The sequence below is a fragment of the Actinoplanes missouriensis 431 genome, assembly GCF_000284295.1.
In the GTDB taxonomy this organism is placed as follows: Bacteria; Actinomycetota; Actinomycetes; order Mycobacteriales; family Micromonosporaceae; genus Actinoplanes; species Actinoplanes missouriensis.
Genome location: NC_017093.1, coordinates 4027303 through 4053546, shown reverse-complemented (window position 1 = coordinate 4053546; position 26244 = coordinate 4027303). Strand labels below are relative to the sequence as shown.

General features: G+C 70.7%; 27 protein-coding genes and 1 pseudogene. 9 read left to right on the top strand and 19 right to left on the bottom strand.

Going from position 1 to position 26244, the window contains the following annotated elements; genetic code table 11:
* Positions 1-37: 37 nt before the first annotated feature.
* Both AMIS_RS19035 and AMIS_RS19030 read right to left on the bottom strand, forming a co-directional pair.
* Complete coding sequence (locus tag AMIS_RS19035) at positions 38-841, bottom strand: SDR family oxidoreductase (RefSeq protein WP_014443981.1); 804 nt, start codon at positions 839-841, stop codon at positions 38-40.
* Positions 842-856: 15 nt separating this feature from the next.
* Complete coding sequence (locus AMIS_RS19030; RefSeq protein WP_014443980.1) at positions 857-1063, bottom strand: hypothetical protein; 207 nt, start codon at positions 1061-1063, stop codon at positions 857-859.
* Positions 1064-1160: 97 nt separating this feature from the next.
* On the opposite strand from AMIS_RS19030, the gene AMIS_RS19025 reads away from it, so the two are divergent.
* Positions 1161-1862 (top strand): SDR family NAD(P)-dependent oxidoreductase, encoded by a 702-nt coding sequence (locus AMIS_RS19025; RefSeq protein ID WP_014443979.1) that lies wholly within the window; start codon positions 1161-1163, stop codon positions 1860-1862.
* A gap of 133 nt (positions 1863-1995) precedes the next feature.
* Here AMIS_RS19025 and AMIS_RS19020 read toward each other — a convergent pair whose 3' ends face one another.
* Genes AMIS_RS19020 through AMIS_RS19005 form a run of 4 tightly spaced genes read right to left on the bottom strand, consistent with a single transcriptional unit; the run spans position 1996 to position 5330 of the window.
* The gene (locus tag AMIS_RS19020) at positions 1996-2349 is read right to left on the bottom strand and encodes a group I truncated hemoglobin (RefSeq protein ID WP_051042060.1); all 354 of its coding nucleotides are present in this window, start codon (positions 2347-2349) and stop codon (positions 1996-1998) included.
* A 40-nt stretch (positions 2350-2389) separates the two neighbouring features.
* Positions 2390-3667 (bottom strand): ABC transporter permease, encoded by a 1278-nt coding sequence (locus AMIS_RS19015; RefSeq protein WP_014443977.1) that lies wholly within the window; start codon positions 3665-3667, stop codon positions 2390-2392.
* A complete protein-coding gene (locus AMIS_RS19010) occupies positions 3664-4356 on the bottom strand; it encodes an ABC transporter ATP-binding protein (RefSeq protein WP_014443976.1) in 693 nt (230 codons plus the stop codon). The genes AMIS_RS19015 and AMIS_RS19010 overlap by 4 nt, the downstream gene beginning before the upstream one ends.
* A complete protein-coding gene (locus AMIS_RS19005) occupies positions 4353-5330 on the bottom strand; it encodes an efflux RND transporter periplasmic adaptor subunit (protein ID WP_014443975.1) in 978 nt (325 codons plus the stop codon). The genes AMIS_RS19010 and AMIS_RS19005 overlap by 4 nt, the downstream gene beginning before the upstream one ends.
* A 129-nt stretch (positions 5331-5459) precedes the next feature.
* Here AMIS_RS19005 and AMIS_RS19000 point away from each other — a divergent pair, with 129 nt between their 5' ends.
* Complete coding sequence (locus AMIS_RS19000) at positions 5460-6191, top strand: GGDEF domain-containing protein (RefSeq protein ID WP_014443974.1); 732 nt, start codon at positions 5460-5462, stop codon at positions 6189-6191.
* A 174-nt stretch (positions 6192-6365) separates the two neighbouring features.
* Here the strand turns inward: AMIS_RS19000 and AMIS_RS18995 are convergent, their stop codons facing one another.
* The 3 genes from AMIS_RS18995 to AMIS_RS18985 form a co-directional block, all read right to left on the bottom strand.
* Entirely contained in the window at positions 6366-7142 is a 777-nt protein-coding gene (locus AMIS_RS18995) for an NYN domain-containing protein (protein ID WP_014443973.1), read from the bottom strand.
* A 1-nt stretch (position 7143) separates the two neighbouring features.
* Positions 7144-7824 (bottom strand): DUF3159 domain-containing protein, encoded by a 681-nt coding sequence (locus tag AMIS_RS18990; protein WP_014443972.1) that lies wholly within the window; start codon positions 7822-7824, stop codon positions 7144-7146.
* Between the two features lie 183 nt (positions 7825-8007).
* Positions 8008-9216, bottom strand: a complete 1209-nt coding sequence (locus AMIS_RS18985) for an MFS transporter (protein WP_014443971.1) — start codon at positions 9214-9216, stop codon at positions 8008-8010.
* A gap of 56 nt (positions 9217-9272) precedes the next feature.
* Here AMIS_RS18985 and AMIS_RS18980 point away from each other — a divergent pair, with 56 nt between their 5' ends.
* A complete protein-coding gene (locus tag AMIS_RS18980) occupies positions 9273-10313 on the top strand; it encodes a LacI family DNA-binding transcriptional regulator (RefSeq protein WP_014443970.1) in 1041 nt (346 codons plus the stop codon).
* Positions 10310-10726 (top strand): annotated as a pseudogene (locus AMIS_RS44150) (nucleoside-diphosphate kinase); the annotation flags it as partial. The gene AMIS_RS18980 and the pseudogene AMIS_RS44150, both read left to right, overlap by 4 nt.
* A 382-nt stretch (positions 10727-11108) precedes the next feature.
* Here the strand turns inward: AMIS_RS44150 and AMIS_RS18975 are convergent.
* The 10 genes from AMIS_RS18975 to AMIS_RS18930 all read right to left on the bottom strand — a co-directional run bounded on the left by AMIS_RS18975 (position 11109) and on the right by AMIS_RS18930 (position 21900).
* Entirely contained in the window at positions 11109-12476 is a 1368-nt protein-coding gene (locus AMIS_RS18975; protein WP_014443968.1) for an acyltransferase family protein, read from the bottom strand.
* A 197-nt stretch (positions 12477-12673) separates the two neighbouring features.
* Complete coding sequence (locus AMIS_RS18970) at positions 12674-13111, bottom strand: hypothetical protein (RefSeq protein ID WP_014443967.1); 438 nt, start codon at positions 13109-13111, stop codon at positions 12674-12676.
* A 196-nt stretch (positions 13112-13307) separates the two neighbouring features.
* Positions 13308-14645, bottom strand: a complete 1338-nt coding sequence (locus tag AMIS_RS18965; RefSeq protein ID WP_014443966.1) for a nitrate/nitrite transporter — start codon at positions 14643-14645, stop codon at positions 13308-13310.
* Positions 14646-14963 (bottom strand): Rieske (2Fe-2S) protein, encoded by a 318-nt coding sequence (locus AMIS_RS18960; protein ID WP_014443965.1) that lies wholly within the window; start codon positions 14961-14963, stop codon positions 14646-14648.
* Entirely contained in the window at positions 14960-17416 is a 2457-nt protein-coding gene (nirB, locus tag AMIS_RS18955; protein ID WP_014443964.1) for a nitrite reductase large subunit NirB, read from the bottom strand. The genes AMIS_RS18960 and nirB overlap by 4 nt, the downstream gene beginning before the upstream one ends.
* A 108-nt stretch (positions 17417-17524) precedes the next feature.
* Positions 17525-18202: a sirohydrochlorin chelatase gene (locus AMIS_RS18950; RefSeq protein ID WP_014443963.1), complete on the bottom strand. Its 678-nt coding sequence runs from the start codon at positions 18200-18202 to the stop codon at positions 17525-17527.
* Between the two features lie 171 nt (positions 18203-18373).
* Complete coding sequence (locus AMIS_RS18945; protein ID WP_014443962.1) at positions 18374-19474, bottom strand: uroporphyrinogen-III synthase; 1101 nt, start codon at positions 19472-19474, stop codon at positions 18374-18376.
* Positions 19475-19675: 201 nt separating this feature from the next.
* Positions 19676-19888 carry a hypothetical protein gene (locus AMIS_RS18940; RefSeq protein ID WP_231859343.1) on the bottom strand — a complete coding sequence of 71 codons (213 nt, stop codon included), beginning with the start codon at positions 19886-19888 and terminating at the stop codon, positions 19676-19678.
* A 687-nt stretch (positions 19889-20575) separates the two neighbouring features.
* A complete protein-coding gene (locus AMIS_RS18935; RefSeq protein ID WP_041829898.1) occupies positions 20576-20884 on the bottom strand; it encodes a hypothetical protein in 309 nt (102 codons plus the stop codon).
* Positions 20885-21000: 116 nt separating this feature from the next.
* The gene (locus tag AMIS_RS18930; protein ID WP_014443959.1) at positions 21001-21900 is read right to left on the bottom strand and encodes an AurF N-oxygenase family protein; all 900 of its coding nucleotides are present in this window, start codon (positions 21898-21900) and stop codon (positions 21001-21003) included.
* Between the two features lie 53 nt (positions 21901-21953).
* On the opposite strand from AMIS_RS18930, the gene AMIS_RS18925 reads away from it, so the two are divergent.
* From AMIS_RS18925 to AMIS_RS18905, 5 genes are read left to right on the top strand one after another with little or no spacing between them, the layout of a single operon-like run.
* Positions 21954-22649 carry a TetR family transcriptional regulator gene (locus AMIS_RS18925; RefSeq protein ID WP_014443958.1) on the top strand — a complete coding sequence of 232 codons (696 nt, stop codon included), beginning with the start codon at positions 21954-21956 and terminating at the stop codon, positions 22647-22649.
* Positions 22646-23086 carry a DUF4873 domain-containing protein gene (locus tag AMIS_RS41740; protein WP_014443957.1) on the top strand — a complete coding sequence of 147 codons (441 nt, stop codon included), beginning with the start codon at positions 22646-22648 and terminating at the stop codon, positions 23084-23086. Before AMIS_RS18925 ends, AMIS_RS41740 begins: the two co-directional genes overlap by 4 nt.
* Positions 23083-24537 carry a flavin-containing monooxygenase gene (locus tag AMIS_RS18915; protein WP_014443956.1) on the top strand — a complete coding sequence of 485 codons (1455 nt, stop codon included), beginning with the start codon at positions 23083-23085 and terminating at the stop codon, positions 24535-24537. Before AMIS_RS41740 ends, AMIS_RS18915 begins: the two co-directional genes overlap by 4 nt.
* Positions 24534-25394 carry an SDR family NAD(P)-dependent oxidoreductase gene (locus tag AMIS_RS18910; RefSeq protein WP_014443955.1) on the top strand — a complete coding sequence of 287 codons (861 nt, stop codon included), beginning with the start codon at positions 24534-24536 and terminating at the stop codon, positions 25392-25394. Before AMIS_RS18915 ends, AMIS_RS18910 begins: the two co-directional genes overlap by 4 nt.
* The gene (locus tag AMIS_RS18905; RefSeq protein ID WP_014443954.1) at positions 25391-26230 is read left to right on the top strand and encodes an alpha/beta fold hydrolase; all 840 of its coding nucleotides are present in this window, start codon (positions 25391-25393) and stop codon (positions 26228-26230) included. The genes AMIS_RS18910 and AMIS_RS18905 overlap by 4 nt, the downstream gene beginning before the upstream one ends.
* The last annotated feature ends 14 nt before the right edge of the window (positions 26231-26244 follow it).

The window sequence follows — 26244 nt, the reverse complement described above, 5'->3', positions numbered from 1 at the left end:
CGGGCCGGCCTGCGTATCGATCGACATGACCGTGATCCTATCGAGACAGGTCATGCTTGCGGTGTGTGACCTTCTCGGCCAGCGTCGCCGGGATGATCCGGCGCAGCGCGAACACCAGCGGCGCGTTGCTGCCGACCGCGTAGAGCGGCTTGGGCCGGGATGCATCGATCGCCTTCAGCACCGTCGCGGCGACCCGGTCGGCGGTGATGCCGGCGCTCTCGTTGCGGTTCAGCGCGGTCAGCATCCGGTCGAACTCCGCGCGGTGCGGGGAGTCCGGCGCGATGTATCTGGTCCGCCGCTCGCTGATCCCGGTGTTGATCGAGCCGGGTTCGACGGTGGTGAGCCACACCCCGTACGGCGAGCACTCGTGCCGTGCCCCGTCGCTGAACCCCCTGATCGCCGCCTTGGTCGCCACATAGGACGAGCGGTAGGCGAGCGGGAACGACGCGAGCATCGAGCCGATCATGACGACCCGGCCGTGGCGGCGCTCGCGCATGCCCGGCAGCGCCAGCTGGGTGAGCCGGACCGCGCCGAGCACGTTGATCTGGAACAGCCGGCGCAGCGCGTCGGACGGCAACTCCTCCAGCGGGCCGGACTGACTCTCCCCGGCGTTGTTGACCAGCACGTCCACGCCGGAGAGCAGGCCGGCGAGCGCCTCGATCGAGTCGTCGTCGGTCAGGTCCAGCGGCACGTACTCCACGCCGGGGGCACGCTGCGTCTCGGCCAGCGCGGCCGGATCGCGGCTGGTGCCGATGACCCGGTAGCCACGGGCGGCGAGGGCGCGGGCGGTGGCCAGGCCGATGCCCGAGGACGCTCCGGTGATCAGGGCGGTGCGCTTCACCGGAGCAACATACCGTCAGTCGTGGCGGCGGACGAGGACGGCGAGCAGGATCGGCGCGAGTCCCGCCACGACGGCGACCACGGCCATCACCGGGTCACCCGAGCCCAGCGCGGCCCAGACGTTGCCGGCCGCGATCACCACGATCACCGCGAGCGCCGCCCAGAGCAGCGCGGAGACGACCCGGCGGGCGACGGCGGGTGCCTGCGAGGAATGGACTGTCATCAGCTGCTCCCCGGTGCTCGGTTGTCGGTCCGTACTGTTCAGCGGTTCACACTCGTGAAGTGTCACTACCCGATCACCGTGTGGTCGAATCAGCGGCATGGATCTCGGGATCGCGGGACGCACCGCGTTGATCGTCGGCGGCAGTGGACTGATCGGGCGGGCCGTCGCATCGGCGCTGCTCAGCGAGGGTGCCGGGGTGATCCTCGCGGGCCGGGACGCCGAGCGGCTCGCCCGGGCGGCGGCGGAACTCGGCGACCGGCCGGGCTTCGTCACCCTCGACAACCGCGACCGGGCCACGGTGCGCGCCGCGGTGGGCGCGATCCGCGACATCGACATCCTGGTGAACGCGGCCGCCCCGCCGGCGCACACCCTGGACCCGGCGCTCGATCACGACCCGGAGCAGATCCTGGACGCGGTCGACGCGAAGACCATCGGCTATCTGCGCACGATGGAGGCGGTGCTGCCGGGGATGCGGGAGCGGGGCTTCGGGCGAGTGGTCAACATCAGCGGGCAGAACGCGTTCATCACCCGTACCGTGCTGGGGTCGGTCCGCAACAGCGCCGTGATCACGGCGTCGAAGGCGCTCGCCGACGCCTATGCCGGCAGTGGCGTGACGATCAACGTGGTGAACCCGGCCGTCGTGACCCGGGAGCCGCGCGCCACCATCGAGCCGGCCAGCGGCGGCGACTCCACTCCGGAGCAGGTGGCGGCGCTGGTCACCTACCTGGTCTCGGCGCACGCCGCGACGATCACCGGCGAGTCGATCGCGGTCGGGCACCGAGTGCTGGGCGTCCAGTGACGCGGGCACACGGTGAGCGCGCGGCCAGCCGAGACACCAGCACACGGTGAGCGCGCGGCCAGCAGAGACACCAGCACACCGTGAGCGCGCGGCCAGCAGAGACACGAGCACACCGTGAGCCCGGGCGAAGGTGTCAGCCCACGATGTCGGCTGACACCCCGGCGAGCACCTTGCGGACCGCGGCGAGCACCTCGTCGTCCACGTCGAGTCCGGCCAGGACGCCGACCAGATAGGCCCCGACCAGGTCGAAGTGCGCCTGGCTGACCGCGAGCCGGGCATGCGCCGCCCGCAGGGCACGCCCGGTGTAGTTCGCCGGCCCGCCCAGGACCTGGCTCAGCAGCGCGCCCATGTGCCGCTTGAGCCGGTCCAGGTCGATGCCGGCGAAGTACCCGTTCAGACGGTCGTCACTGAGCAGCGCCCGATAGAGGGCGTCGACCGCCGCCCCCACCGCCGGTCCCCCACCGATGCGCGCATAGAGAGTGTCCACGCAGCAAAGATAGATGATTCCTGATTAACTTAGCTAGACCTCAGGCGCGCATGACCGTGGCGATCGGGATGCCCGCCGCGCGGACCGCCGGCACGAAACCGCCCAGCACGCCCGCGATCAGCCCGGCGATGATGCCGGCCACCCCGGCGTCCCAGGGGAACTGCACGTTCGCCAGCAGCGGCTCGGAGTCGCCCAGGAACATCGAGAGGACCTTGAGCCCGGCCACCCCGGCGCCGATCGCGGCAGCCGCGGTGAGCAGGCCGGTCAGCATCGTCTCGGCCAGCACGATCCCGGCCAGCAGCGCCCGGGGCGTGCCGACCGCGCGGCGCAGCGCGAACTCCTCGACGCGTTCGCCGACCGTGGCGAGGCCGACGTTGAGGATGCCGGCCACGCCGATCAGCAGCACCAGCCCGGCCATCGAGAGGAAGACCAGCCGCATCAGCCGCAGCTCCTTCTCCATCTCCTTGCGGGACTCGACGACCCGGCTGTACGACTCCGCGCCGGCCGCCTTCAGCTTCGCGGTGAGCACCTGCTCGACCGGGCTGCCCTGCGACGTCATCACGGTGAACTGCCCGCCGAAGTTCGGGTCGACCAGCTTGTTCGCCGGGATCCAGTTGGTCAGCTCGTCCTGCCGGACGTAGGCGCGCGGCTGCATGTCGCCGTCCTCGACGACGCCGACGATCTGCGGGGTGACGTTGGCCTTCGCGCCGCGCATCCGCATCTCGGCGGGTACGTGGTGCTCGTTGAAGCCCTTGGCGGCCTCCTCGTTGACGACCAGGCGGGGCGCCATCGCCGGGACCGTGGCGAAGTCCAGCCACTGGCCGGAGACCGCGCGCAGCGGCCGGAACTTCAGCATGTCGCCGGAGACCGCGGTGAGCACCACCTCGATCGCCTCGCCGGTGGGCGGCCCGGGCACGCAGTTGCCGACGTTGTCGCAGATCTCGGTGCTGCCCCAGCTGCCCTGGTCGAACGGGGCAGCGCCCGGGTTGATCGGGCTGACGCCCGGCTCCCCGATGATCGCCTGCAAGCCGATCATGGTGACCGTGTCGTCCCGGCCGGCCACGGTCTCGGTCACGATGCCCGGGGCCTTCTCGTGCGGCATGACGTCGACGACGACCGTGCCGTCGTAGCCGTTCTGCATCTCCAGGCCGGCCATCTGGGCGCGTTCGGCGATGCCGGCGGCCGCCTGCACGGTCACCACCGCGAGCACGCCGAGGAACAGGCTGATCATCGAGAGCAGGGTGCGCAGTTTGCGGGCCCGGATGCCCTGGATGCCGATGATCAGGGACGACCGGAACCGGCCGGAGAGGCGCCTCATACCAGTACCCGTTCGGTGAGCACGCCGTCGACCAGGTTCATCGTGCGGCCCATCCGGGCGGCGTGGTCGCGGTCGTGGGTGACCAGGATCAGGGCGCAGCCGCGATGGGTCGCCGCGGAGAGCGCGTCGATCACGGCGGCGCCGGTCTCGGTGTCCAGGGCGCCGGTCGGCTCGTCGGCCAGGAGCACCCGCGGGTCCCGTACCAAGGCCCGGGCGATCGCCACCCGCTGCTGCTCGCCGCCGGACATCTTGACCGGGCGGCTCTTCGCCAGGTGCGCGATGCCGACCTGGTCGAGCGCCTGCAGCACCCGGATGCGGCGCTGCCGGCGGGGCAGCCAGCCCTGGCCGTTGACCAGCGCCATCGCCACGTTCTGCGCGGCGGTCAGGTGCTTGAGCAGGAAGAACCGCTGGAAGACGAACCCGAAGTGCGAGCTGCGCAGCCGGGCCGCCTTGCGCTCGGGCAGCCGGCTGATGTCGGTGCCCTCGAGAAGGTACTGCCCGGAGTCCGGCCGGTCGAACAGACCGAGAATGCTCAGCAGGGTGCTCTTGCCGGAGCCGGAGCGGCCGACGATGGCGACGCTCTCGCCGGCGTGCACGGTCAGGCCGACGCCGTCGAGGATGGTCCGGGGCTCCTCCTGCCCCTTCAGCACGCGGGTGATGCCGGAGAGCTCGATCAGAGGCTGGTTCATCCGCCCTGCCCCTGACCCGGCTCCGCCTCGGCGGTCGGCAGGTTCGGTCCCGGGATGGCGATGGTCTCGTCGCCGGTCAGGCCCTTCTTGATCTGGATGACCTTGCCGTCGGTGAGGCCCAGGGTCACGTCCACGGTCTTGCGGTTCTGGTTGGCGTCGACGATGTCGACCTTGCCCTTGCCCTGGGTGCCGGCGACCGCCTCGACCGGCAGCACCAGCGCGTCCTTGGCCTTGCCGGTGACCACGTCGAGGGTCACCTCGGCGCCGTTGATCAGCTTGACGGTGTCCGGCGGGGTGCAGACCAGCTGCAGGCCGGTCGCCTCCGTGCCGGCCGGGGCGTCCTCCTGCGTCTGCTCGGCCTCGACGGGCGGCACCGGCGCGCCGGAGGGACCGGAGGTGGGTTTGGTCGGGGCGGGCGGTTCCGGGACCGTGCCGGCCGGCAGCGCCGCGATGGTGCCCTTCGGCTTGCACTTGAACGGGCCGGGACCGTTCTTGATCTGGCCGGTCACGCTCGAGACGGCACCCGAGATCCGGTACGCCTGCGCGCTGTCGATCTCCGCCACGATGCCGTAGCCGCCGTGCCGGGCGGACACCACCGGCATGCCCTTGGCGACCGAGGAGCGGTCCTCCATCAGCCGGCCGGCCATCATCGAACCGGTCGGGATGGTCACCTCGCGCGGCTGGCCGTTGCGCCACACCGTCGCGACCCAGAGCGGCTCCTCGGCCGGCTTCGTGGACGGCTTGCGCTGCACGTACCGCACCTCGCCGGCGATCGGCGCGACCACCCCGAAGATCGGGTTGATGGCGACCTTGCCGGCCAGGCTGATCTGGTTCGTGAGGTCCTGCCGGGTGGGCTGCACGGTGGTCAGGACGGTGCCGCGTTCCTCCAGGCCGGGCGTCTGCGGCCCGCCGTCCTCCGACGTGCAGCCGGCCAGCAGGACCACTGCGGCCGCCGCCAGTATGGGTCGCTTCACGGTCCCTCTTCCCCGAGCCGGGCACCGCGCCCGGCAATGATGATCTCTGATGCGCTCGCGGCGCGGAGCAGACGGTACAGGGCCGCCGCAACCCTCATGTCACCCCTCTGACAGCCGATCGGAAGGCACATGAACCAGTGGCGCCGGCGGGCGATCCGGGTCGCCGCCGCCTACGGCTTCATCCCGGCGCTGCTCTGCGCCGCCTATCTGGCGGGTACCTGGGACCGGGAGCACCGCAGCGCGATGCTGGCCGTGGTGCTGGTCATGCTGGTCTCGGCGACCGGCGGCTGGCTGGCCTCGGCCCGCATGTCCGCGTCCCGCCGGTGGCGGATCCCGCTGCTGGTCACCGGCATCGTGAACCTGGCCGGCGACACGGTCCTCGGCCTGCTCGACGGCGGTGTCGCCGGTCCGCTGGGCGCGCTGGTACCCGCCTCCGCGGTGTTCCTGGCGATCACCGTGCCGCCCCGGGCGTTCCTCTGGCTCTCCGCGGTCAGCGCCGTCGCGTACGGCATCCTGATCGTCTACGGCGACCCGGCCCCGCCCGGATATCCGCTGGTCCACGCGCTCGCCTACGGGTCCGCGGCGGTGCTCTGCCTCCGGCACTCGGCGGTCCTCGCGTCGCTGCGCCGCCGCCTGTCGCACACCTCCCGCACCGACCCGCTGACCGGCTGCCTCAACCGGCGCGGCTTCGACGAGCGGACCGCCGCCGCACTGGCCGCGGCCCGGCGCGCCGGCACGCCCCTCACGCTGGTCCTGCTCGACCTCGACCACTTCAAGAGCGTCAACGACGCGCACGGCCACCAGGCCGGCGACGATCTGCTCGCCTGGGCGGGGCGGGAGCTGCGTGTCGATCGTCGCTGACAAGCGGCTCTACCAGGACAAATCACGCCACGTCCGGCGAGCGCCGACCCCGGAACAGGTGGCGTACGCCCGTACCCATGCGCATCGCGCCGACCCGGCGGCGGACGTCGACGAGGGCGAGCGACTTCGACAGCCTGTACGCCGTCGCCGACGCCCGTCTCTACCAGCAGAAACTCAATCGGCCGACGTCTTGTAACGCCGCCTCCGGTCTCTGACCCAGATCACCGCCGGCTTACCGTCCCCGGTGTCGCGCCGCTCCACCTCGAACAGCCCGATCGCGCCGACCAGGCTGCCCAGCTTCGCGTACCCGTACGTGCGCGGGTCGAAGTCGGACCGCTGCTTCGTGATGATCTGGCCGACCCCGGCGAGCGGCGCCCAGCCGTCGTCACCGGACGCGGCCTCCACCGCGGCCCGGATCAGGTTCATCAGGGTGGAGTCGCCGCGCAACTGGGACACGCTCGGCGCGGGCGCCGCGGCCGGCTCGCCGATCACCGGCACGGCCTCGGCCGGCTCCACCAGGTTCTCCGTGTAGATGAACTTGTCGCAGGCCGCCACGAACGGTTTCGGGGTCTTGCGCTCGCCGAACCCGTAGACGGTCAGCCCGGACTCCCGGATCCGCGACGCCAGCCGGGTGAAGTCGCTGTCGCTGGAGACGATGCAGAACCCGTCGAACCGGCCACTGTAGAGCAGGTCCATCGCGTCGATGATCATCGCGGAGTCGGTGGCGTTCTTGCCGACCGTGTAGGAGAACTGCTGGATCGGCTGGATCGACTGCGCCAGCAGCTGATCCTTCCAGCTGCGCAGGCTCGTGCCGGTCCAGTCGCCGTAGGCCCGCTTCACGTGCGCGGTCCCGTATTTCGCGACCTCGGCGAGCAGGCCGTCCACGATGGCCGCCTGGGCGTTGTCCGCGTCGATCAGAACGGCCAGTTTCGCCGAGTTGTCGCCTGCCACGTCAGGAGACTCCCTGTTTCTCATTGCGCAGGAGTTCCCCGTCCCGAGGGTGCCGCAATCCCGGATGGCCCGGCGGCAGGCTCCGCTGGATCACCCACCAGCTCACCGCGAGACAGGCCGCGACGAGGGGCCAGCTCAGCGCCACCCGGGCGATGCCGAGCTCCGCCGCCCGGCCGGACTGGTAGAGCGGCAGGAACACGGCGACCCGGATCAGGTACTGGCAGACCCAGACCCAGCTTCCCCGGGAGTACGCCCGGACCAGCGCCGGGTCACGCCGCCAGCGGGTCCGCTGCTTGAGCACGCCCCCGACGACCAGGCCGAGCAGCGGCCAGCAGATCACGATGCTGACGACCCAGGCCAGGGCGCTGGCCGCGTTGCTGAACAACTGGATCAGGAAGAAGTCCTCGGCGCGGCCGGTGTAGAGCGCGATCAGCGCCGCCACGCAGACACCGAGCAGGCCGATCACGACGGCGCGGGGTTTGTCGCCCCGCTTCAGCCGCCACGCGGAGAGCGCGAGGGCGACCAGTATCGCCGCTCCGGTGCCGGCCCAGATCGCCCCGCGCTCGCCGAGAGCCGGGCCGCCGATCAGATAGCCGGCCACGAAACCGATCGGTGGCAGGGAGGCGTCGACTGCCGCCCGGCGTCCGTTGAGCAACTCCGCCAGCGATTCCGGCTGTGCCATCTCTGTCCTGTTCCCTGTGAGTTAGGCGAGCCTAACCCACAGGGGTGGGCGCGCACAGAGCGGCGTGCCGTGGGGGTGGCCGAGCACACGCGCCGCCGCCGCCGGCTGGGACCGGCTTGATCACATGCTTCAGTTCCGGTCCGGCCGCGCGAGCCGTAGACAGCGCGGGCAGAACCCGCTTGATCAGCGGGCTGGGCTACGGCTGGGGGCGGGTCGTGGCGTGCGGGCGGCGGTGTGGGTGACCGGAGCCAGCAGGGCCACCACCGCTGTCAGCGCCACCACCAGCCACAATGCCGCGCTCAGACTGGTCAGCGAGGCGAAGCCGCCGATCAGTGGGGGACCGGCGATGAAGCCGAGGTACCCGCAGGTGGAGACGCCGGCGACGGCGGTTGCCGGCGTGGTGGTCCGCTCCGCCGCGGCTGTGAAGATCACCGGGACGAGGACGGCGAGACCGGCGCCCAGCACGGCGAACCCGGCGAGTGCGGCCCAGGTCTGGCCGGCCAGCAGCGCCGCGGCGAGTGTCAGGGCGGCGGTCGCGGCGGCTACCCGGACGGTGCGCACCGGTCCGAACGTGGCGACCACCCGATCACCGACCAGCCGGCCGGCTGTCATGGTCACGCTGAATGCCACGAATCCGGCGCCGGCCAGCCCGGCGGATGCACCGAGGGAACCGGTGAGGTAGACCGCGCTCCAGTCGGCGGCGGCACCTTCGGCGAGCAGTCCGGCGAAGGCCAGCAGCGCGAGCAGGGCCAGCGCCCGGTTCCGCAGCAGTGGCCCGACAACGCGCCCGATACCGGCGGGCCCGGGCCCCGGCGGCGCTTCGGGAGCGGGCGCGCCCGCCTCGGGAACCGCCGGATCGGGCACCGGGATCCGGGCCACCACCGCGGTCACCGCCAACCCGAGCGCCCCGGCCACGGCCAGGTGCACCCCGACCGGCACACCAGCCCCGGCCGCCAGCGACCCGGCAAGCGCCCCCACCAGCCCGCCCGCGCTGAACGCCGCGTGAAACCCGGACAGCACGGGCCGCCCGAGCTCCCGCTGAACGCCCAGCCCGGCCGCATTCATCGACACGTCGAGCGAACCCATCGCCGCACCCCAGACCAGCAGTGCCGCGAACAGCCACCACAGTGACGGCGCCACGCCGATCAGCGGCAGCGTCACCGAGAACCCGACGAGCGCGCACCCCATCACCCGGCCCGCCCCGAACCGCTGCACGAGCACGCCGGTGAGCAGCATCGAGCCGACCGAGCCGAGCGCGGGTGCGAGCAGCGCGAGCCCGAGCCGGCCGTCGTCGAGGCCCAGTCCGGCCTGGACCGAGGGGATCCGCGGGGTCCACGTCCCGAACAGCACACCGTTGGCAGCGAAAGCCAGCAATACCGCGACATGCGCCATGTCCGCCTCCTTGTTTACCGGTAAACACGGCCAGTTTACCGGTAAACTCCGCGACCATGGCGGTAACTCTGCGCGACGTCGCGAAGGCGCTCGGCGTCTCCCACACGACCGTGTCGAACGCGTACAACCGCCCGGAGAAACTCTCCGACCAGCTCCGTCTGCGGATCCTCGGCGCCGCTGAGCAGATGGGCTACCAGGGACCCGACCCCCTCGCCGCCGGACTGGTGCGCCGCCAGGCCGGCGCGCTCGGCGTGCTGTTCGACGAGGACCTCGCCCACGCGCTGACCGACCCGGCCGCACAACTCTTCCTGCAGGGCGTGGCCCGCGCCGGGCAGACCTCCGCGCTGGCGCTCACCCTGCTGCCCGGCCCGCAGGCGGGCGGCGACCCGGAACTGGCCGCCCGCACCGCGCTGGTCGACGGCTTCATCGTCTACTCGGTCTCCGCCGGGCATCCCGGCTTCCAGGCGGCCCGTCGCCGCGACATCCCGCTCGTGGTCGTCGACGAGCCCGCGCCCCCGCACGGTGACGACTGGATGTATCTCGGCGTCGACGACCGGGGCGGCGCCGCACAGGCCGCCCAGCACCTGCGCGACCTGGGACATCGCCGGGTCGCCGTGCTCGTCGACCGCCTCACCCCGGGAGACCGCCGGGGGCCGGTGGACGCCGCGCGGCTGGCCGCCACCACCTACCAGGTCGCCGGCGAGCGCCTCGCCGGCTATCGATCGGTCCTCGGGGACACCCCGGTGATCTGGGAGTGCGGCGGCGGCGCCCCGGAGCACGCCGTCCCGGCCGCCCGTGCCCTGCTGGCCGGCCCCGACCGGGTGACGGCGGTGCTGGCGATGACCGACGAACTGGCGCGGGGCTTCCTGCGTACGGCGGAGACCCTGGGTTATGACGTGCCCGGGGACGTCTCGGTGATCGGCTTCGACGACGTCCCCGAGGCGAACCGCACCGATCCGCCACTGACCACGGTCCGGCAGCCGCTCATCGGCAAGGGCGTTCGCGCGGTCGAGGTGCTGACCGGCGCGCGCTCCCCCGGCGAGCGGCTGCCCGCGACGCTCGTCACCCGGGCCACCACCGCGCCGCCACCGGATTGACACCGGGCGGTCCCTACCATGGAAGTCCGCGACCGCCGACCGAGGAGCCAGCGATAACGGCCTTTCTCCTGCTCAAGCCCGACTGCCTGCGACTCGGCCTGACCGGCGAGGCCGAGGAGGCGATCATCGAGGCAGGCCTGCGGATCGAGCGACGGCAGACGATGGTTCTCTCCCCCGCCGACACCAGGTTCCTCTGGTCGGAGTACACCGACGACGGTCACGTGCTGGCCCGCGCGTTCCTGGACCGTTATCTGACCACCGGCCCGTCCGAGGCGCTGCTGGTCAGCGGCGACGACGCGTTCGAGGGAGCGCGCCGGGTCAAGCGGCGGCTGCGGTCCCGGCACGCGCTCGGCATGTTCGCCAACGTGGTGCACGCCGCGGAGACTCCGGCCGAGCTCGCCCGGCAGCGGGGTTACCTGTTCGACGGCGTCACCACTGCCGCGGCGGCGCGTCACCGGCCGAAGGGGATGGATTTCCGCAGCGTGTTCGACGTGCCGGGCCTCGTCGAGGATCTCTGGCCGATGCTCCGGGAGGATCTGCCCGCGCCACCGCCGTTCCCCCTGGACGGCTCGGGCACGTCGGTTCTGGTCCTGGGCGGCGACCGTGATCACACGCTCGACTCGACGGTGTCGGCGATCTGGCCGGCACTGCCCGGTGTGGACCCGGCGCACGCCGTTCTTCTGGCCCTCTCCGCGGACCGGACCGGCGGCTTCCCGATCGCGAGGGGAAACCGCCGGTCCGTGGCGCGCGGCCACCGTGCCCTCATCGAGCACGGAATCCGGTACTGCTGGCAGGTCAGCGCCGACGAGGCGGGCCTCCCACCGGCACCACCACCGGCCCGCTGGAAACCCCCGGCCCGCCCGGAGCCCCAGACCCAGCCGGAACTCCAGGCCCGGCCGGAGCCCCAGGACCGGCCGGACGCCTGCCCGGTCCTGCCGGCACCGCGGCACGCCCACTCGGCGCACCCGGCCGGGTCTGCCGCGGCGGGACCGGCTGCAGCGGCATCGGCGCCACCACCGTCGCGGTGAGATCGGGCTTCGACGTCGCCGCCGTGACGCCGGTGACGGCGGCGGGCGCGGGCCACGGCACGAACCGCAACCTCTTGCGCGCCGCGAGATCCTCCACCCAGCCGAAGATCAGCACCGCGTTGACGAGCAGGACCAGCGCGATCGTCACGTACCCGACCTCGAAGAACCTGCCGAGCCGCCACACCTCGAGGGCGTCGCCGACCGGGTAGCAGAGCGCGATCGCGATGTTGTTCCACAGATAGATCGTCACGGCCCGCGCGTTGATCATCGCGACCCAGCCGTCGAGGCCGCGCCGCTTCGTCAGCCACGTCATGCCCGGCGACCAGCGCAGCAGGAACAGCACGAAACCGGCGTTGTAGACGGCGTACGCCACCGGGATCTCCTTGATCCCGCCGGCGTCCGGGTGCGCCCCGCTCCACGCGAGGGCACCCGTGACGAGAGCCGCCCCGAGCACCGTGACCAGCAGTCCCGGAATCCTCTTCAGCGAACCGTCCCGATGTGCGAACCCGATCATCCAGCAGGACGCGTACATCAGGATGTTCGTCGCCACCTCCTGGTAGTTCTCGTTCGCCGGCCAGATCGGGTGGATGCTCAGCGCCAGCAGCACGAGGATCGGCGCCACGATCGCGGCGAGCCGCGCCTTGCGGTAGATCCAGATCATGATCGGCGAGAGCGCCACCAGCCAGAGGTATGTCACCAGGTACCAGAGCACCTCGGCGGCCTGCAGCCCGAAACTGCTGGACGGCGGGTCGACGAACGGCACGATCCACGCGACGAGGTGCCAGAGCGGCGGGCGCTGCTCCCACCCGTACAGGAACATCGCCGGAACCAGCACCGCCGCGAGGACCCAGTAGGCCGGCAGCAGGCGCCGAAGGCGTCCGCGAATCACCGTGATCGCCGAGGGCGAGCGATCAAGGGAATTCGCCAAGAGCGAGCCGGCCAGGGCGAACATCACGCCCATCGAGGGAAACGCCAGCTCGAGCAGCGCGTAGGGGAACATGTGGAACACCGACACGCGGATGATCGCCAGCACGCGCAGGAGATCGAAGTAGCGGTCGCGCTTTCTCTCGACCGGCCCCGTCTCGACCGGCCCAGTCTCGACCGGCCCAGTCTCGACCGGTCCGTTTTCGCCCATGACGCCTCCCACCGAGCACACGGAGGCATCCCGGCCGCCCGGCTCCCCCGGCGGCCCGCACGAACCGCAGCGTCACGCTAGGAGGGCACCTTGGGCATACGCTGTGTGATCCCTGTCCGCCGCCCACGCAAACGCTCCGGGACACGGCCGAGGGCCGCACGCCGGGAAGCGGTGCGGCCCTCGCCGGGCACGGGAGATTAGCCCCGCCGGAAACCGCCGTCGTCGTCGAAATCGGAGAAGCCGCCGGGGCCACCCGGACCACCCGCGCCACGGAAGCCACCCGGGCCACCGGGACCGCGGAAATCGTGGTCGTGGTCCCAGCCGAAGTAGACCTTGAGGGCCCACCCGCCACGGTGGAATCCGCCGACCGGGATGCAGCGGTACCGGTCCCAGCGCTCCTGCCAGACGCCGGCGCGGCCGACCCGGTGACAGGTCCGCGGGCTGCGGTAGTAGTCGTAGATCCGGTCCCTGCGCCGGTGCTCCTGCTGCTGCGCCGCCGGCTTCGAGACCTGGGCCGACGAGCCGGACGCCGAAGTACCGGAGGACGGGGACGCCGCCGCCGGGCTCGCGGCCATGGTCGCGCCGGTTGCCACGGCCACGCCCGTGACGACGAGCGCGCGTGTCAACTTGTTCATGGGATCACCTTTCCACAAGAAAGGGCTATATCGGACAAACACGATTTTATGATCGATCCCGATGACAGCCTGCCGACACGCGACCACGATCGAGTGATCTTGCGATCTCGATGAATGCGTGGCGGGGACGCTCTCCCCCGTACCCCATGGAAAAGGCCCGGGCGCGGTGAGCGCGGCCGGGCCGGGAGAGGGTGAGTCAGACGGCGATCTTCGTGCGTGCCGACGGGCGGAGGTAGACCGCCCAGGTGACCAGGACACAGAGGGCGTAGAAGGCGATGAACGCGATGTACGCGGCGTCGGCGTCCTTGTAGGTGAGGAAGGACTGGCGGAACGCGAGGTTGACCAGCACGCCACCGACCGCGCCGATCGCGCCGGCGATGCCGATGACCGCCCCGGAGATGCGGCGGCTCTGATGCTCGTCGCCGGCGTACTTCTGGCGGAAGATCGCCGGGATCATCTTGTACGTGGACCCGTTGCCGAGGCCGCTGAGGATGAAGAGCGAGATGAATCCGACCAGGTAGAGCGGCAGGGATCGCTGCTGCGCCGCGACCAGCACGATCGAGGCGCCGATCGCCATCGCGATGAAGTTGACGAACGTGACGCGGGCGCCACCGAGACGGTCGGCGAGAGCGCCGCCGAGCGGGCGGATCAGCGAGCCGAGCAGCGGGCCGAGGAACGTCAGGTACGCGGCCTTGATCGGGGTGTTGAACTGCTCGGCGAACTGCACCTGCAGCACCTGGCCGAACGCGAAGCCGAAGCCGATGAACGAGCCGAACGTGCCGATGTAGAGCAGCGACATGATCCAGGTGTGCGTCTCCCGGGCGGCGTCGCGCATCCCGTGCTTCTCGTTGCGGGCCTGGGAGAGGTTGTCCATCCAGAGCGCCGAGGCGACCGCGGCGATCACGATGAACGGGATGTAGATGCCGGCCACGATGCCGGGGCTGTCCGCTCCGAAGGTCGCCAGGACGACGAGGCCGACCAGCTGGGCGACCGCGACGCCGAGGTTGCCGCCGCCGGCGTTGATACCGAGCGCCCAGCCCTTGAGCCGGTCCGGGTAGAACGCGTTGATGTTCGCCATCGAGGAGGCGAAGTTGCCGCCGCCGACGCCGGCCAGCGCACCGAGCAGCAGGAGCGTCTCGAACGAGACACCCGGCTTGATCAGGAAGGCCGCCGCGATCGAGGGAATGAGCAGCAGCGAGGCGCTGATCACCGTCCAGTTGCGGCCGCCGAACTTCGCCACCGCGAACGTGTACGGGATCCGCAGTCCCGCGCCGACCAGGGCCGGAACCGCGGTGAGCAGGAACTTCTGTGCCGGGTCGATGCCGTAGGCGGGTCCGAGGAACAGCACCAGCACGGACCACAGCGTCCATACCGAGAAGCCGATGTGCTCGGAGAAGATCGAGATGATCAGGTTGCGCTTGGCGATCGCCGAGCCGCCGTTGTCCCAGAACTCGCGGTCCTCGGGACGCCAGTCGTCGATCCAGCGACCCTTGAGAGAGGCCTTGACTTCCGGCCTTTCCGACAAAAGCGTCATTTATTCTCCCAGAACGATCAGATCGCCATCCACCCGGACCGGGTAGACGGTGATCGGGGGCTGGCCGGACTGGGAACACCCGGTGGCGAGGTCCCAGGAGAACAGGTGGAGCGGGCAGACGACGACCCTGTTGTCGATCTGCCCATCCGCGAGCGGGCCGCCTTTGTGGGGGCAGACCGCCGACACCGCGCGCAGGGAGCCGTCACGCAGGCGGAAGACCGCGATCATTTCGTCCTCGACGGTGAAGGTGCGTCCCTCACCGAGCGGGATGTCGTCGATAGAGCCGATAACCGTCTTTTCAATGGCAGAGATAGTCATGAGCGCACCGGAACCTGAGGGAGAACGGTCAGGGGGAGGGAGGTACGGAACTGGCCGGGCGTGGCCGGCTCGGCTCGCTCCTTCCAGGGGTCCTTGTAGGCCTGCACGGCTTCCTCGACGGCGGCGTCCAAGGCGGCGGCGATCCCGTCGGAGTCCTCGACGACGATCTCCCGGATCCGGTCGACGCCGATCCGCGGCACGAACGAGTACGTCCGCTCCAGCCAGTTGGCGTTCTCCCGGTAGTACTGCAGGAACCGGCCGGTCAGGCGGATCACCTCTTCCGGCGAGTCCACCGTGGTGAGCAGGTCACCCTTGCGGATGTGGGCGCCGGCCGCGCCGCCGACGTAGATCTCCCACCTGCCGCCGTCGATCGCGACGACACCCAGGTCCTTCACGTACGCCTCGGCGCAGTTCCGCGGGCATCCGGTGACCGCGAGTTTCATCTTGCCGGGGCCCTCCAGACCCTGGTACCGCTCCTCGAGGGCGATGCCCAGCGCGGTCGAGTCGCCGACGCCGAACCGGCAGAAGTCCGAGCCGACACACGTCTTCACGGTGCGGAAGCTCTTCGCGTACGCGTAGCCGGACGGCATGTCCAGGTCCGCCCACATGGCCGGCAGCTTCTCCTTCGGCACGCCGAGCAGGTCGATCCGCTGGCCGCCGGTGAGTTTCACCATCGGCACGTCGTACTTCTCGGCCACCTCGGCGATCTTGCGGAGCTGGGCCGGGGTGGTGACGCCGCCCTTCATCTGCGGGACCACCGAGAACGTGCCGTCGCGCTGGATGTTGCCGTGCACCCGGTCGTTGATGAACCGGGCGTCGCGCTCGTCGACGTACTCGTCGGCCCACATCATCTTGAGCAGGGAGGCGAGGCCCATCTTGCTCTTCGCGTCGTGCTGGGCGCCCGGAACGAGCGTGTCGAAGACGCTGGAGACGCTCTTCAGCTCGTACTTGCGGATCGCCGCCATCAGCTCCGGCTTCGGCATCGGGACGCCGGGGACGTACCAGGACGCCGCCGGGTCCTCCTCGGCCGCGCCACCGTTGGCCCATTCGACGATCCGCTGGACCAGCGGCTTGCAGGTGCCGCAGCCCTTGCCGGCCCGGGTCTTGTCCATCACGCCGCTGACGGTCTTGCAGCCGTCCGCGACGGCGCCGCAGATCGCGCCCTTGCTGACGCCGTTGCAGTTGCAGACCTGCGCGTCGTCGGGCATGTCCTCGGCGGACTCCTCGACCGCGCCGCCGAGGTCGAAGATCAGCCCGGCGCGTTCCTCGGGCAGCGGGGTCCCCCGGTCGAACGCCTGGATCAGCGACGCCGCCTTGCTGTTGTCGCCGACCAGCACCGCGCCGACCAGCACGTCGTCGCGAATGATCAGTTGCTTGTAGACGCCCTTCTTGGGCTCGTTGTAGACGACCACCTCGTCGGTGTCGTGCTCCGGGGCGATCAGGCCCATCGAGGCGACGTCGATGCCGGCGACCTTCAGCTTGGTGTGCAGCTTCGAGCCGGTGTACGCCACCTCGGTCGTACCGGTGATGTGGTCGGCCAGCACCTTCGCCTGGTCCCACAGCGGCGCGACCAGGCCGTAGAGGTTGCCGCGGTGCTGGGCGCACTCCCCGACCGAGTAGATGTCCTGCTCGCCCTCGACCCGCATCTGGTCGTCGACCACGATGCCACGCTCGACCGGCAGGCCGCTGTTCGCCACCATCTCGGTGTTCGGCCGGATGCCGGCGGCGATCACCACCACGTCGCAGTCGATGACCCGGCCGTCGGCGAGCTTCACCCCGGTGACCCGGTCCTTGCCGAGGATCTCGGTGGTCATCGCGTTGGTGACCACCTCGATACCGAGCTTGCCCTCGACGCTGGCCTGCAGCATCGCCCCGGCCTTCGGGTCGAGCTGCCGCTCCATCAGGTGGCCCATGGCGTGCAGCAGGGTCACGTGGCTGACGTGGTTCTGCAGGCCGCGGGCCGCCTCCAGGCCGAGCAGGCCGCCGCCGATCACCACGGCGCGCTCGTGGTCCCGGGCATAACGGATCATGCCGCGGGTGTCGTCGAGCGTGCGGAACGCGAAGACGCCCTGGTGGTAGCCGCGCTTCGGGTTGTGCACGTTCTTCATCGGCGGCGTCCACGAATAGCTGCCGGTCGCGATGATCAGCTTGTCGTAGGGGGTTGCGCTGCCGTCTTCCGCAATGACGATCTTGGAATCTTTGTCGATTCTCGCGATCTTCACCCCGGCGTTCAGGGTGATCCCGTTCTCCTGGTACCAGGAGAGGTCGTTGAGGAAGATGCCCTCCTCGGTCTCCACCCCCGCGAGGAGGTTGGAGAGCATGATCCGGTTGTAGTTGCCGTACGGCTCGTCACCGAACATCGTCACGGTGAAGTCGCCGTTCCGGGCGAGGATCTCCTCGACCGTCCGCGCGCCCGCCATGCCGTTGCCGATGACGACAAGTCGCTGAGTCATCGAGTTGAGTCCTTCCCGCCGCGGCTGTTCCGCCGTTACTGGAAGTAGCTTTTCGGCCGCCCGTTAACCCCGAAGACGCGTTGCGGTGACGCTGTTGTCAGGAATTCCCTACAACGCTCCGGCCAGCGTTGTGAGCCGCGCGCCCGTCCTCGCCTCATCGCAGCGCCGCAGGATCAGATCGACGACCGCCGCGTCGTGGCACAGCGGCGGCGTCACCGCATCCGCCCCCGAGCCGTGCAGAGAGCGGTAGAACAGCCCGTCCGCGAGCAGGTAGGCGGCGACGCCGACCGTCCTCGCGCCGTCCTGCCGCAGCCGCGCGACGACGTCCGCCACACGCGGCCCGCTCCCCGACGTGTAACCGATCTCCGCGTTCAGCCGGGCCGCGACGTTCTCCACATCGGCACGCCACAGCGGATCCGAGGAGCCGGCCGCCGCGAGAACCACCGCGTCGGCATCCGGCAGGGTGCGCGCCATGCTGTCCAGCAGGATCGCATCCGGTCCGAGCGGGCCGGCCACCGGGAAACCCGTCCCCGCGACGGCCTCCGCGATGTCCACCCGGACGTGGTATCCGCAGGAGAGCAGCAGGGGGACGACGACGGCGTTCTCGCCGTTGCTCCTCGCCGCCGCGACGACATCGGGCACCTTGGGTTCCTGCACGTCGACGTAGCAGAGCCGGACGTCGAGGCCGGGCCGGCGCCGCGCCACCGCACGGGCCAGATCCTCGATCTGCCGCCGCCCCGAGGGCGAACGGGTGCCGTGGGCGACAGCGATGAGTGTTTCGGTCACGTGGTTCTCCTTGAGTCTCGTGCGGATTCAGCCCGGCAAAGACATCAGGCATTTCGGGTACGCCGGGGAGAGGCGTCCCGTGGTGTTCCGGCGGCGTCGTCGCAGTCCGGTGGATTCGTTGTCTTTTTACTTGCGGGCGACGCTGTTACTTGTACTTGCAGGGCGGCGTCGTTACGCCGCTTCGTCGACGCGCAGCCGGTAGCCGCGCTTGATCACGGTCTCGATGTGTTTGCCGGAGCCGAGCGCCGCCCGCAGCCGGGCCACCGCCACGTCCACCGCGTGCCCGTCGTTGCCCCGCGGCAGCGCGTCGGCCAGCTGCTCCTTCGACACCACGACGCCGGGCCGCCGGGCCAGCGACACCAGGATCGCCATCGCGGCGGGCGCCAGGGCGTGGAAGGCGTCGTCGATCAGGACCGCGTGACCCCGTACCTCCAGGGTGGAACCCGCCACCCGCAGCCGGACCGCCCGCCGGGGCAACTCGTCGGTGACCGTCTTGATCAGCGCGCCCAGCCGGTACCGCTCCGGGGTGATCACCGGGATGTCCCGCTCGACGAGCGGCGCGGCCGTGACCGGCCCGACGCAGGCGGCGAGCGTCGAGCTCGCGAACGCGGCGCCCACGTCGGCGTTCGCGTCCTGCGCGATCCGCAGGAACGCCTTCACCGCCGGCGCGCTGGTGAACGTCACCGCGTCGATCTGCCCGGCCGCCACCTGCTCGGCCATCCGGCGCACCGGCGCCACGTCCGGCGGCATCGCCCAGCGGTAGACCGGCACCTCGACCACCGCCGCGCCGGCGTTACGCAGCGCGTCGACGAACTCGGTCTGCGGCTCACCGTGCTCCTGCACCACGATCCGCCGGCCGGCCACACCGTCGCTGAGCAACCGTTCCAGCACTTCCTCGGACGCCTCGGTCTTGGCCGCCCAGTCCTCGGTGAGCCCCGCCGCCCGGATCGCGCCACACGGCTTCGGCCCGCGCGCGATGATCTTCGCGTTCCGCATCGCCGCCCGCAGCGGCTCCGCCAGGCCCCAGCCCTCGGCCGCCTCCAGCCACCCACGGAACCCGAACCCGGTCGTCGCCACCACGAGATGCGGCTCCAGGCCGATGCACGCCTCGGTCGCCGCCCGCAACGCGTCGTCGTCGACCAGCGGGATGATGGTGATCGCCGGTGCGCTCACCACACGTGCGCCGCGCCGTTCCAGCAGAGCCGCCATCTCGCTCCGGCGTCGTTCCGCGGTCACCGCCACGGTGAAGCCCGCCAGTGCGCCCTCGGTCATCCGGTCCCCATCCTGTGCCGCCGTGCATCCTCCCCACCGGGCCGTGCCGTGGCCCGGTGGAAATCGCGCCTCGCCGCAAGAGTCCTAAGACCTGATTTCGGGACCGGCAATGTCATGTTTCCGCGAGAATAACGGCCGGTCACTTGCCTCACACCGGCGGTTGTGAGGATTCGCTCATGAACGTGACCCGGGCGGGGTCGTTCAGGATTCGTCGGGGTGCTCGAAGAGTGATCCTCGCACTCCCAGAATCCGGCGCACCTCGGCCATCAGGTGGAAGGCGGCGATGCGCCCGTCGAGCAGCCCGATCCGGTAGTCGGCGCCCAGCTCGGGGTCCTCGGCGACCTGCGGGTCCCGGAAGCCCGCGGCCCCGTCCACCCGGCCGGCGTTGTAGGCGACCAAGGCCTCGTCGATCACAGCTGCTCCCGGTTGGTGGTATTGGACGTGGCACTCACACGTGGCGCCGCGCTCGCATGTGGTGACGCGCTCGCACGTGACGCCGCGCCGCGCCGCGCTCGTGTGTTGCGTCGCGCCCATCTCACACGCCCCGGGAGGCCCCGCCCACCGGCCGACCGTCCGTTCCCGAGCCACCCGGGTAGCGCGGTGATCAGCCGTCCGTCGTCCGGCCATCGGCAACCAGCCCGCAACCGTCCCGCACCCCAGCGACCTCCATCACTCCTCTGACGGACAGCGTCGATGCGCTCACACCGGGTGGCGGAAAGCTACCCGCTCCCCCGGCAGCCGTAGCCCTAGCCCTAGAGCCCTGGCTCTGGCCCTGGCCGGAGCCGGAGCCGGAGCCGTGGATCGTGGAACTTCGCGGGGTCGGCTGGCGCTCAGTGTCGTCTGACCGGCCCTCGGAGAACACTGGGAGCCAGCCGGCCGGCGCGAGCTGGTTCCCAGTGCTGTCCCGGGACGTTCCGACAGCACTGTGCACCAGCCGGCGCTGTGCGCGACAGCACTGCGCACCAGCCGGACCGGCCGGCACTCAGCGCTGAGCCGGCGTGTTGAGTTCGGGCCCGGACTGACAAGCGCGCGGCGCACCCCGGCTGACAAGCGCGCGGCGCACCCGGACTCGCCACGCTCGGGAGCGGCCAGGCCGTCGCGTCAGGCGGCGGCCCACCAGCCGAGGACCAGCCCGGCGGCGAGCGACACCCCCAGCAGCATCCCGCAGATCACGGCGAGCCTCTTCTGCCGGCGGAAGTTGCTCCAGGCGTCCTCGGCGTCCATCACCGCGACGAAGCAGCACAGTCCGGCCCCGATGAACAGCACCGTGTCGGCCGTGGCGGTCACCGCCATGTGCGCCCGCGCCACGCCCCACCAGGTGATCACGGCGTACAGCCCGGTCAGCGCCACCCAGAACAGGCCGGTCGGGGTGTGGTACGCGAGTCCGGCTCGCCTGTTCATGTTGCTCATGGCCGATACCATATCCGAGCCATAGGAGATACGCGAAGCCGGAGAAAGGGCCCGCGACTCCCCAGTCCGCGGGCCCTCTCCAACCCCCGGGACCGACCCCCGGGGCGTCCCAATGATCAGCGCGCGAGCAGCCCCGAGGCACGCCAGAGTGCCGCCCCCGGCCCACCGATCAGACCAAGATCATCAAGGTACGTCACCACGCGCTCGCCGGCCCATCGCATGGTCTCCCGGAAGTACGGGTTGGCACGAGCCGCCCGCCGCCCCTCCTCCGGCTCGATGCCGACGGCCCGGTAGACGCGCGGGTCGACCAGCCGGGTGCCGGTCAGATACGCGGCCCGGCCGATCACCAGCTTGTCGAACGCGAGACGGCCCTTTCCGGCCAGCCGGATCTGGCGGGCGAGTTCCTCCCGGGCGTACCGGACGTGCCGTGCCTCTTCGACGACGTGAATGCGGGACACCATCCGCACCAGAGGCTGCACGTTCTCGTCGGCCATCGCCTCGCGCTGCAGGGTGTCGAGGATCTCCTCGGCGATCAGGATGGCGGCGAACATGCGCGGGCCGCTGCCGGTGTGTGCGATCCACTTGCCGAGCCACTGGTTGAAGCCGTCCGGCTGGTAGACCGGGGCGCCCAGGCGGGCGATCATCCGGCCGAACATCACCGAGTGACGGCACTCGTCGCCGATCTCGGTGAGCGCGTACTGCGCGTGGGCCGCGGTCGGGTCCTGTTTGAAGTAGTCGCGGATGAGCAGCTGCATGAGGATCGTCTCGAACCAGACGCCGAGGCCGGCGATGCTCGCGACCTCGTGTTTGGTGAGCTCGATGCGCTGCTCCTCGGTCATCCGGTCCCAGAGCGCCGTCCCGTAGAGGCTGGACCGGTGCGGCGGCACGAAGAACTTGCCGGGCACGAACGGCGCGTCCCAGTCGATCTCGACCTCGGGGTCGTAGGAGTGCTCCGCGGACGAGCGGAGCAGCCGGGTGGCGGTGCGATCGCGGTCGGGCGGAGTCACGGTGGTCATGGGCCCTCCGACGGGTCTTGACGTTACCGGCGGTAACAGTTACTTCTTGTACTATGAACTCGGCCACACCACCCGTCAATCCCCCATCGAAGCGTGGCGATGGCCGTCGCGGTCGCTGGGACAACCATCGCGAGCAACGCCGGGCCGAGCTGACCACCGCGGCGATCGAGGCGATCCGGCTGCACGGGCCGGACATCGGCATGGAGGCCATCGCCGCGCACGCCGGGGTCAGCAAGCCGGTGCTCTACCGGTACTTCGCCGACAAATCGGAGCTGTGGCTCGCGGTCGGCCAGCAGGCCGGTGAGATCATCCTGGAGGCGATGGTCCCGGCCGTCGCCGGTCTCCGGGAGGACCGGGCGATCGTCGCCGCGGTCATCGACGTCTATCTGGCGCAGATCGAGGGCGACCTGAACCTGTACCGGTTCGTCGTGCACCAGCCGGACATCGCCCGGCACCGTGACGTGGTCGCCGACGTGATGGACACCGTGGCCAGCGGCCTCGCCCGGATCTTCGGCGACCGGCTGCGTGCTCGCGGGCTCGACTCGGGCGCCGCGCTCCCGTGGGCTTACGGGGTGGTCGGCTACGTCCAGTCGGTCGGTGACTGGTGGCTGCGGCAGCAGCAGCCGATCAGCCGGGAGGCGCTCTGCGAGTACTTGACGACGTTCCTCTGGGGCGGCATCGCCGGCATGCAACGCGCCGCCGATCTACCCGGTGGACTGGCCGCACACCAGTGGACGGAGGCCGAGTGACAACCGACGACCCAGTCAACATTGACGACCCCGTCAACGAGAGCGGCCCAGTCAACATCAGCAACGCCGTCAACACGAGCGGTCCAGTCAACACCAGCAACGCCGTCGACACGAGCGGCTCAGTCAATGTTGACTATTCCGTTGGTGGTGACGACGAGGAGTACCGCGGACCGGCCACACTCCGCCTCGACGACGGAACGATCACGGTCGACGTCCGGATGTCCGCACGCTTCGAGCCGATCGAGGGCCGCTTCCGCTGGGCCGGCCGCACCAACCCCGACGACGTGCTCCGCGACCGGGTCGGCAGCGGCCTCCGGAAAGCCGTCATCGTCGTCGACCGCAGAGAGACCCCGGTCAAGCTGAGCGAACCCGACCCTTGGGGCGGGGTACGGATCTCCGGCACCGGCACGCCGCCCTGGTTCGGGAGGACCGCATGACCGAGCACTTCGACGTCCTGATCATCGGCGCCGGGCTGTCCGGGATCGGCGCTGCCTGGCGACTCCAGGACCAGCGCCCCGGCGACACCTACGCGATCCTGGAGGCCCGCAGCGCCATCGGCGGCACCTGGGACCTGTTCCGCTATCCGGGCGTGAGATCCGATTCGGACATGTACACGCTGAGCTACCCCTTCCGCCCGTGGCGGGAGCCGGAGTCCCTGGCCTCCGGGGACAAGATCCGCCGCTACATCGAGGAGACCGCTGCCGAGGCCGGGATCACCCGGCACATCCGCTTCGACCAGCGTGTCGTGCGCGCCGACTGGTCGAGCACGGACTCCCGCTGGACCGTGCGCACGGCCGACGGATCCGTCCTGACCTGCGCCTTCCTCTACGGCTGCGCCGGCTACTACAGCTACACCGAGGGTCACCAGCCCGACTTCGCCGGATTGTCGGACTTCACCGGGACCCTCGTGCACCCGCAGTTCTGGCCGGAGGACCTGGACTACACCGGCAAGCGGGTCGTCGTGATCGGCAGCGGAGCCACCGCCGTCACCCTGGTGCCCGCCATGGCCGCCGACGCGGCGCACGTCACGATGCTCCAGCGCTCCCCCTCGTACCTGACGGCTCTGCCGAACCGCGACGTGATCGCCGACCTGGCCCGGAAGGCTCTGCCGCCGAAGGCGGCGAACCGGGTCGCCCGCGCCAAGAACATCCTGCTCACGCAGGGTTTCTACCAGCTCGCGCGGCGGCGGCCGCAGCTGGTCCGGCGGGCGCTGCGCGGCATGGCGGTGCGATATCTGAAAAATCCCGAGTACGTGGATGAGCACTTCAAGCCCCGCTACGACCCCTGGGACCAGCGGCTCTGCGTGATCCCGTCCGGTGACCTCTTCCAGGTGATCAGCGAGGGCCGGGCGTCGGTGGTGACCGACCACATCGACACGTTCGTGCCGGAGGGCATCCGGCTCAGGTCCGGCACGATCGTGGAGGCCGACGTGGTCGTCTCGGCGACCGGGCTGTCGCTGCTGCCGGTCGGCGGTGTCCAGCTCGCGGTCGACGGCGAACCGATCAACATCGGACAGCATGCGGCCTATCGCGGGCTGATGCTCAGCGGCGTGCCGAACTTCGCCTACTGCATCGGGTACACCAACGCTTCCTGGACGCTGCGCGCCGACCTCTCCCACAGGTACGTGCTGAAACTGCTCGACCACATGGCCCGGCACCGCTACGCGACGGCCACACCGACCGCCCCGGCGCGCAGCGGACGCCCGCTGATCGACCTCTCCTCCGGGTACGTCCAGCGGGCTCTCGACAAGTTCCCCCGGCAGGGCGACCGTGATCCGTGGATCGTCCGGCAGAACTACCTGCGCGACGTCGTCGCCACCCCGCGCGCCGACGTCACCCGCGACATGACCTTCACCCACGCGCCCGTTCCTGAGAAGGTGGCCTCATGAAGCCCTACCGCTTCGCCGGACAGACCGCCGTGCTCACCGGCGCCGCCAGCGGCATCGGCGAACACCTCGCCTACGGCCTGGCCGCGCGCGGGAGCGACCTGGTCCTGGTCGACGTCGACGAGGCACGCCTCACGCCGGTCGCCGACCGGATCCGCGGCGCCCATCCCGGTCTCGCCGTGCGGACCGTCGTTGCCGACCTCGCCGACCGGTCCACCGTGGAGGCCCTGGCAGCCGGCATCCTCGCCGATCACCCGCGGGTCGGCCTGCTGATCAACAACGCCGGGATCGCGCTCGGCGGCCGCTTCGACCAGGTCTCGGTCGAGCAGTTCGAGACCGTCATGAACGTGAACTTCCGGGCGCCGATGCTGCTCACCCACGCCTTGCTGCCGGCCCTCTCGACTGGATCGCATCTAGTCAACGTGTCAAGTCTGTTCGGGTTGATCGCTCCACCTGGTCAATCCGCGTACAGCGCCAGCAAGTTCGCGCTGCGCGGGTTGAGCGAATCGTTGCGCGCCGAACTCGCCGAGAACGGGATCGGCGTGACGACCGTGCACCCCGGCGGCATTCGAACCCGGATCGCCGAGAGCGCGCTGGTAGGCGTATCCGTACCGGAGAAGGAGATCGAACCCAACCGCAAGCTCTTCGCCGCGTTGCTCAGCTTTCCCCCCGACAAGGCCGCGGAGCAGATCCTGCGGGCGATCGCGTCGCGGCAGGCGCGCCTGCTGATCTCCACGAGTGCGAAGATCCCGGACATCCTGGCCCGGCTCCTGCCGGTCGGCCACGCACGGATCATGCGCACGCTGACCACGGCGTCCGCGTCGCGGTCCGGTTCCGCTCGGCCGGTGGTCCGGCGATGAGATTCCTGGGGGTACGGGGTACGCGCATCCGCGTCCACGAGACCGGCCCGTCCGACGCCCCTGCCGTGGTGATGCTGCACGGCATCGGCCGCAGCCTCGAGGACTGGTCGCTGCAGCATGACCGCTTCGACGACCGGTACCGCGTGATCAGCCTCGACATGCCCGGCTTCGGCCTCTCCCAGCGCATGCCCGCGCCGACGACCTTGGACGTCCTCGCGGACGGCGTGTGGGCGACGCTCGACGAGCTCGGGCTCGGATCCGTGCACCTGATGGGCAACTCGCTCGGCGGCGCGGTCTCGATGACCATGCTGGCGTCCACTCCGGCCCGGGTGTCGACGCTGACCCTGGTGAACAGCGCCGGCTTCGGCAAGGAGGTGACGTTCGCGCTGCGGCTGCTCGCCGTGCCCGGCCTCGGCCGCCGGCTGCTGTCCCGGATCGATCCGCGAACCGCGCCGCGGGTGGAACGGCAACTCTTCGCCGACCGCTCGCTGGTCACCCCGGAGCGGATCGAGATGGCCATCAAGGTGGCCCGCCAGCCCGATTTCGCCCCGGTCTACCTGGAGGTCGCCAAGGCGCTCGGCGGGTTCCGCGGTGTGGCCGCGTCGTGGCGGACCGCGCTGCTGGAACGCGTCGCCGCCCACCCCAGACCCACGATGATCATGTGGGGTGACCGGGACGTGATCCTGCCGTGCGCGCACCTGGCGGCCGCCCGGGCCGCGTTCCCGCACGCCCAGTCCCACCTGTTCGGCAACACCGGGCACATGCCGCAGATCGAGCGCCCGGACGAGTTCGCCGAGCTGGTCCGCCCGATGCTGGCGAGGGTGGCCGTCTCGTAGCCGGTGGCGGGTTC

What these genes read in the sequence shown, in the direction of transcription:
- AMIS_RS18970 (WP_014443967.1), bottom strand. Translation starts at nt 13,111, where the DNA reads ATGAACAAGTTGACACGCGCGCTCGTCGTCACGGGCGTGGCCGTGGCA.
- AMIS_RS19030 (WP_014443980.1), bottom strand. Translation starts at nt 1,063, where the DNA reads ATGACAGTCCATTCCTCGCAGGCACCCGCCGTCGCCCGCCGGGTCGTC.
- AMIS_RS18905 (WP_014443954.1), top strand. Translation starts at nt 25,391, where the DNA reads ATGAGATTCCTGGGGGTACGGGGTACGCGCATCCGCGTCCACGAGACC.
- AMIS_RS18975 (WP_014443968.1), bottom strand. Translation starts at nt 12,476, where the DNA reads ATGGGCGAAAACGGACCGGTCGAGACTGGGCCGGTCGAGACTGGGCCG.
- AMIS_RS19010 (WP_014443976.1), bottom strand. Translation starts at nt 4,356, where the DNA reads ATGAACCAGCCTCTGATCGAGCTCTCCGGCATCACCCGCGTGCTGAAG.
- AMIS_RS18945 (WP_014443962.1), bottom strand. Translation starts at nt 19,474, where the DNA reads ATGACCGAGGGCGCACTGGCGGGCTTCACCGTGGCGGTGACCGCGGAA.
- AMIS_RS18985 (WP_014443971.1), bottom strand. Translation starts at nt 9,216, where the DNA reads ATGGCGCATGTCGCGGTATTGCTGGCTTTCGCTGCCAACGGTGTGCTG.
- AMIS_RS18930 (WP_014443959.1), bottom strand. Translation starts at nt 21,900, where the DNA reads ATGACCACCGTGACTCCGCCCGACCGCGATCGCACCGCCACCCGGCTG.
- AMIS_RS18990 (WP_014443972.1), bottom strand. Translation starts at nt 7,824, where the DNA reads ATGGCACAGCCGGAATCGCTGGCGGAGTTGCTCAACGGACGCCGGGCG.
- AMIS_RS18925 (WP_014443958.1), top strand. Translation starts at nt 21,954, where the DNA reads ATGAACTCGGCCACACCACCCGTCAATCCCCCATCGAAGCGTGGCGAT.
- AMIS_RS18915 (WP_014443956.1), top strand. Translation starts at nt 23,083, where the DNA reads ATGACCGAGCACTTCGACGTCCTGATCATCGGCGCCGGGCTGTCCGGG.
- AMIS_RS18910 (WP_014443955.1), top strand. Translation starts at nt 24,534, where the DNA reads ATGAAGCCCTACCGCTTCGCCGGACAGACCGCCGTGCTCACCGGCGCC.
- AMIS_RS18960 (WP_014443965.1), bottom strand. Translation starts at nt 14,963, where the DNA reads ATGACTATCTCTGCCATTGAAAAGACGGTTATCGGCTCTATCGACGAC.
- AMIS_RS18980 (WP_014443970.1), top strand. Translation starts at nt 9,273, where the DNA reads ATGGCGGTAACTCTGCGCGACGTCGCGAAGGCGCTCGGCGTCTCCCAC.
- AMIS_RS18965 (WP_014443966.1), bottom strand. Translation starts at nt 14,645, where the DNA reads ATGACGCTTTTGTCGGAAAGGCCGGAAGTCAAGGCCTCTCTCAAGGGT.
- AMIS_RS18935 (WP_041829898.1), bottom strand. Translation starts at nt 20,884, where the DNA reads ATGAGCAACATGAACAGGCGAGCCGGACTCGCGTACCACACCCCGACC.
- nirB (WP_014443964.1), bottom strand. Translation starts at nt 17,416, where the DNA reads ATGACTCAGCGACTTGTCGTCATCGGCAACGGCATGGCGGGCGCGCGG.
- AMIS_RS19015 (WP_014443977.1), bottom strand. Translation starts at nt 3,667, where the DNA reads ATGAGGCGCCTCTCCGGCCGGTTCCGGTCGTCCCTGATCATCGGCATC.
- AMIS_RS19025 (WP_014443979.1), top strand. Translation starts at nt 1,161, where the DNA reads ATGGATCTCGGGATCGCGGGACGCACCGCGTTGATCGTCGGCGGCAGT.
- AMIS_RS19000 (WP_014443974.1), top strand. Translation starts at nt 5,460, where the DNA reads ATGAACCAGTGGCGCCGGCGGGCGATCCGGGTCGCCGCCGCCTACGGC.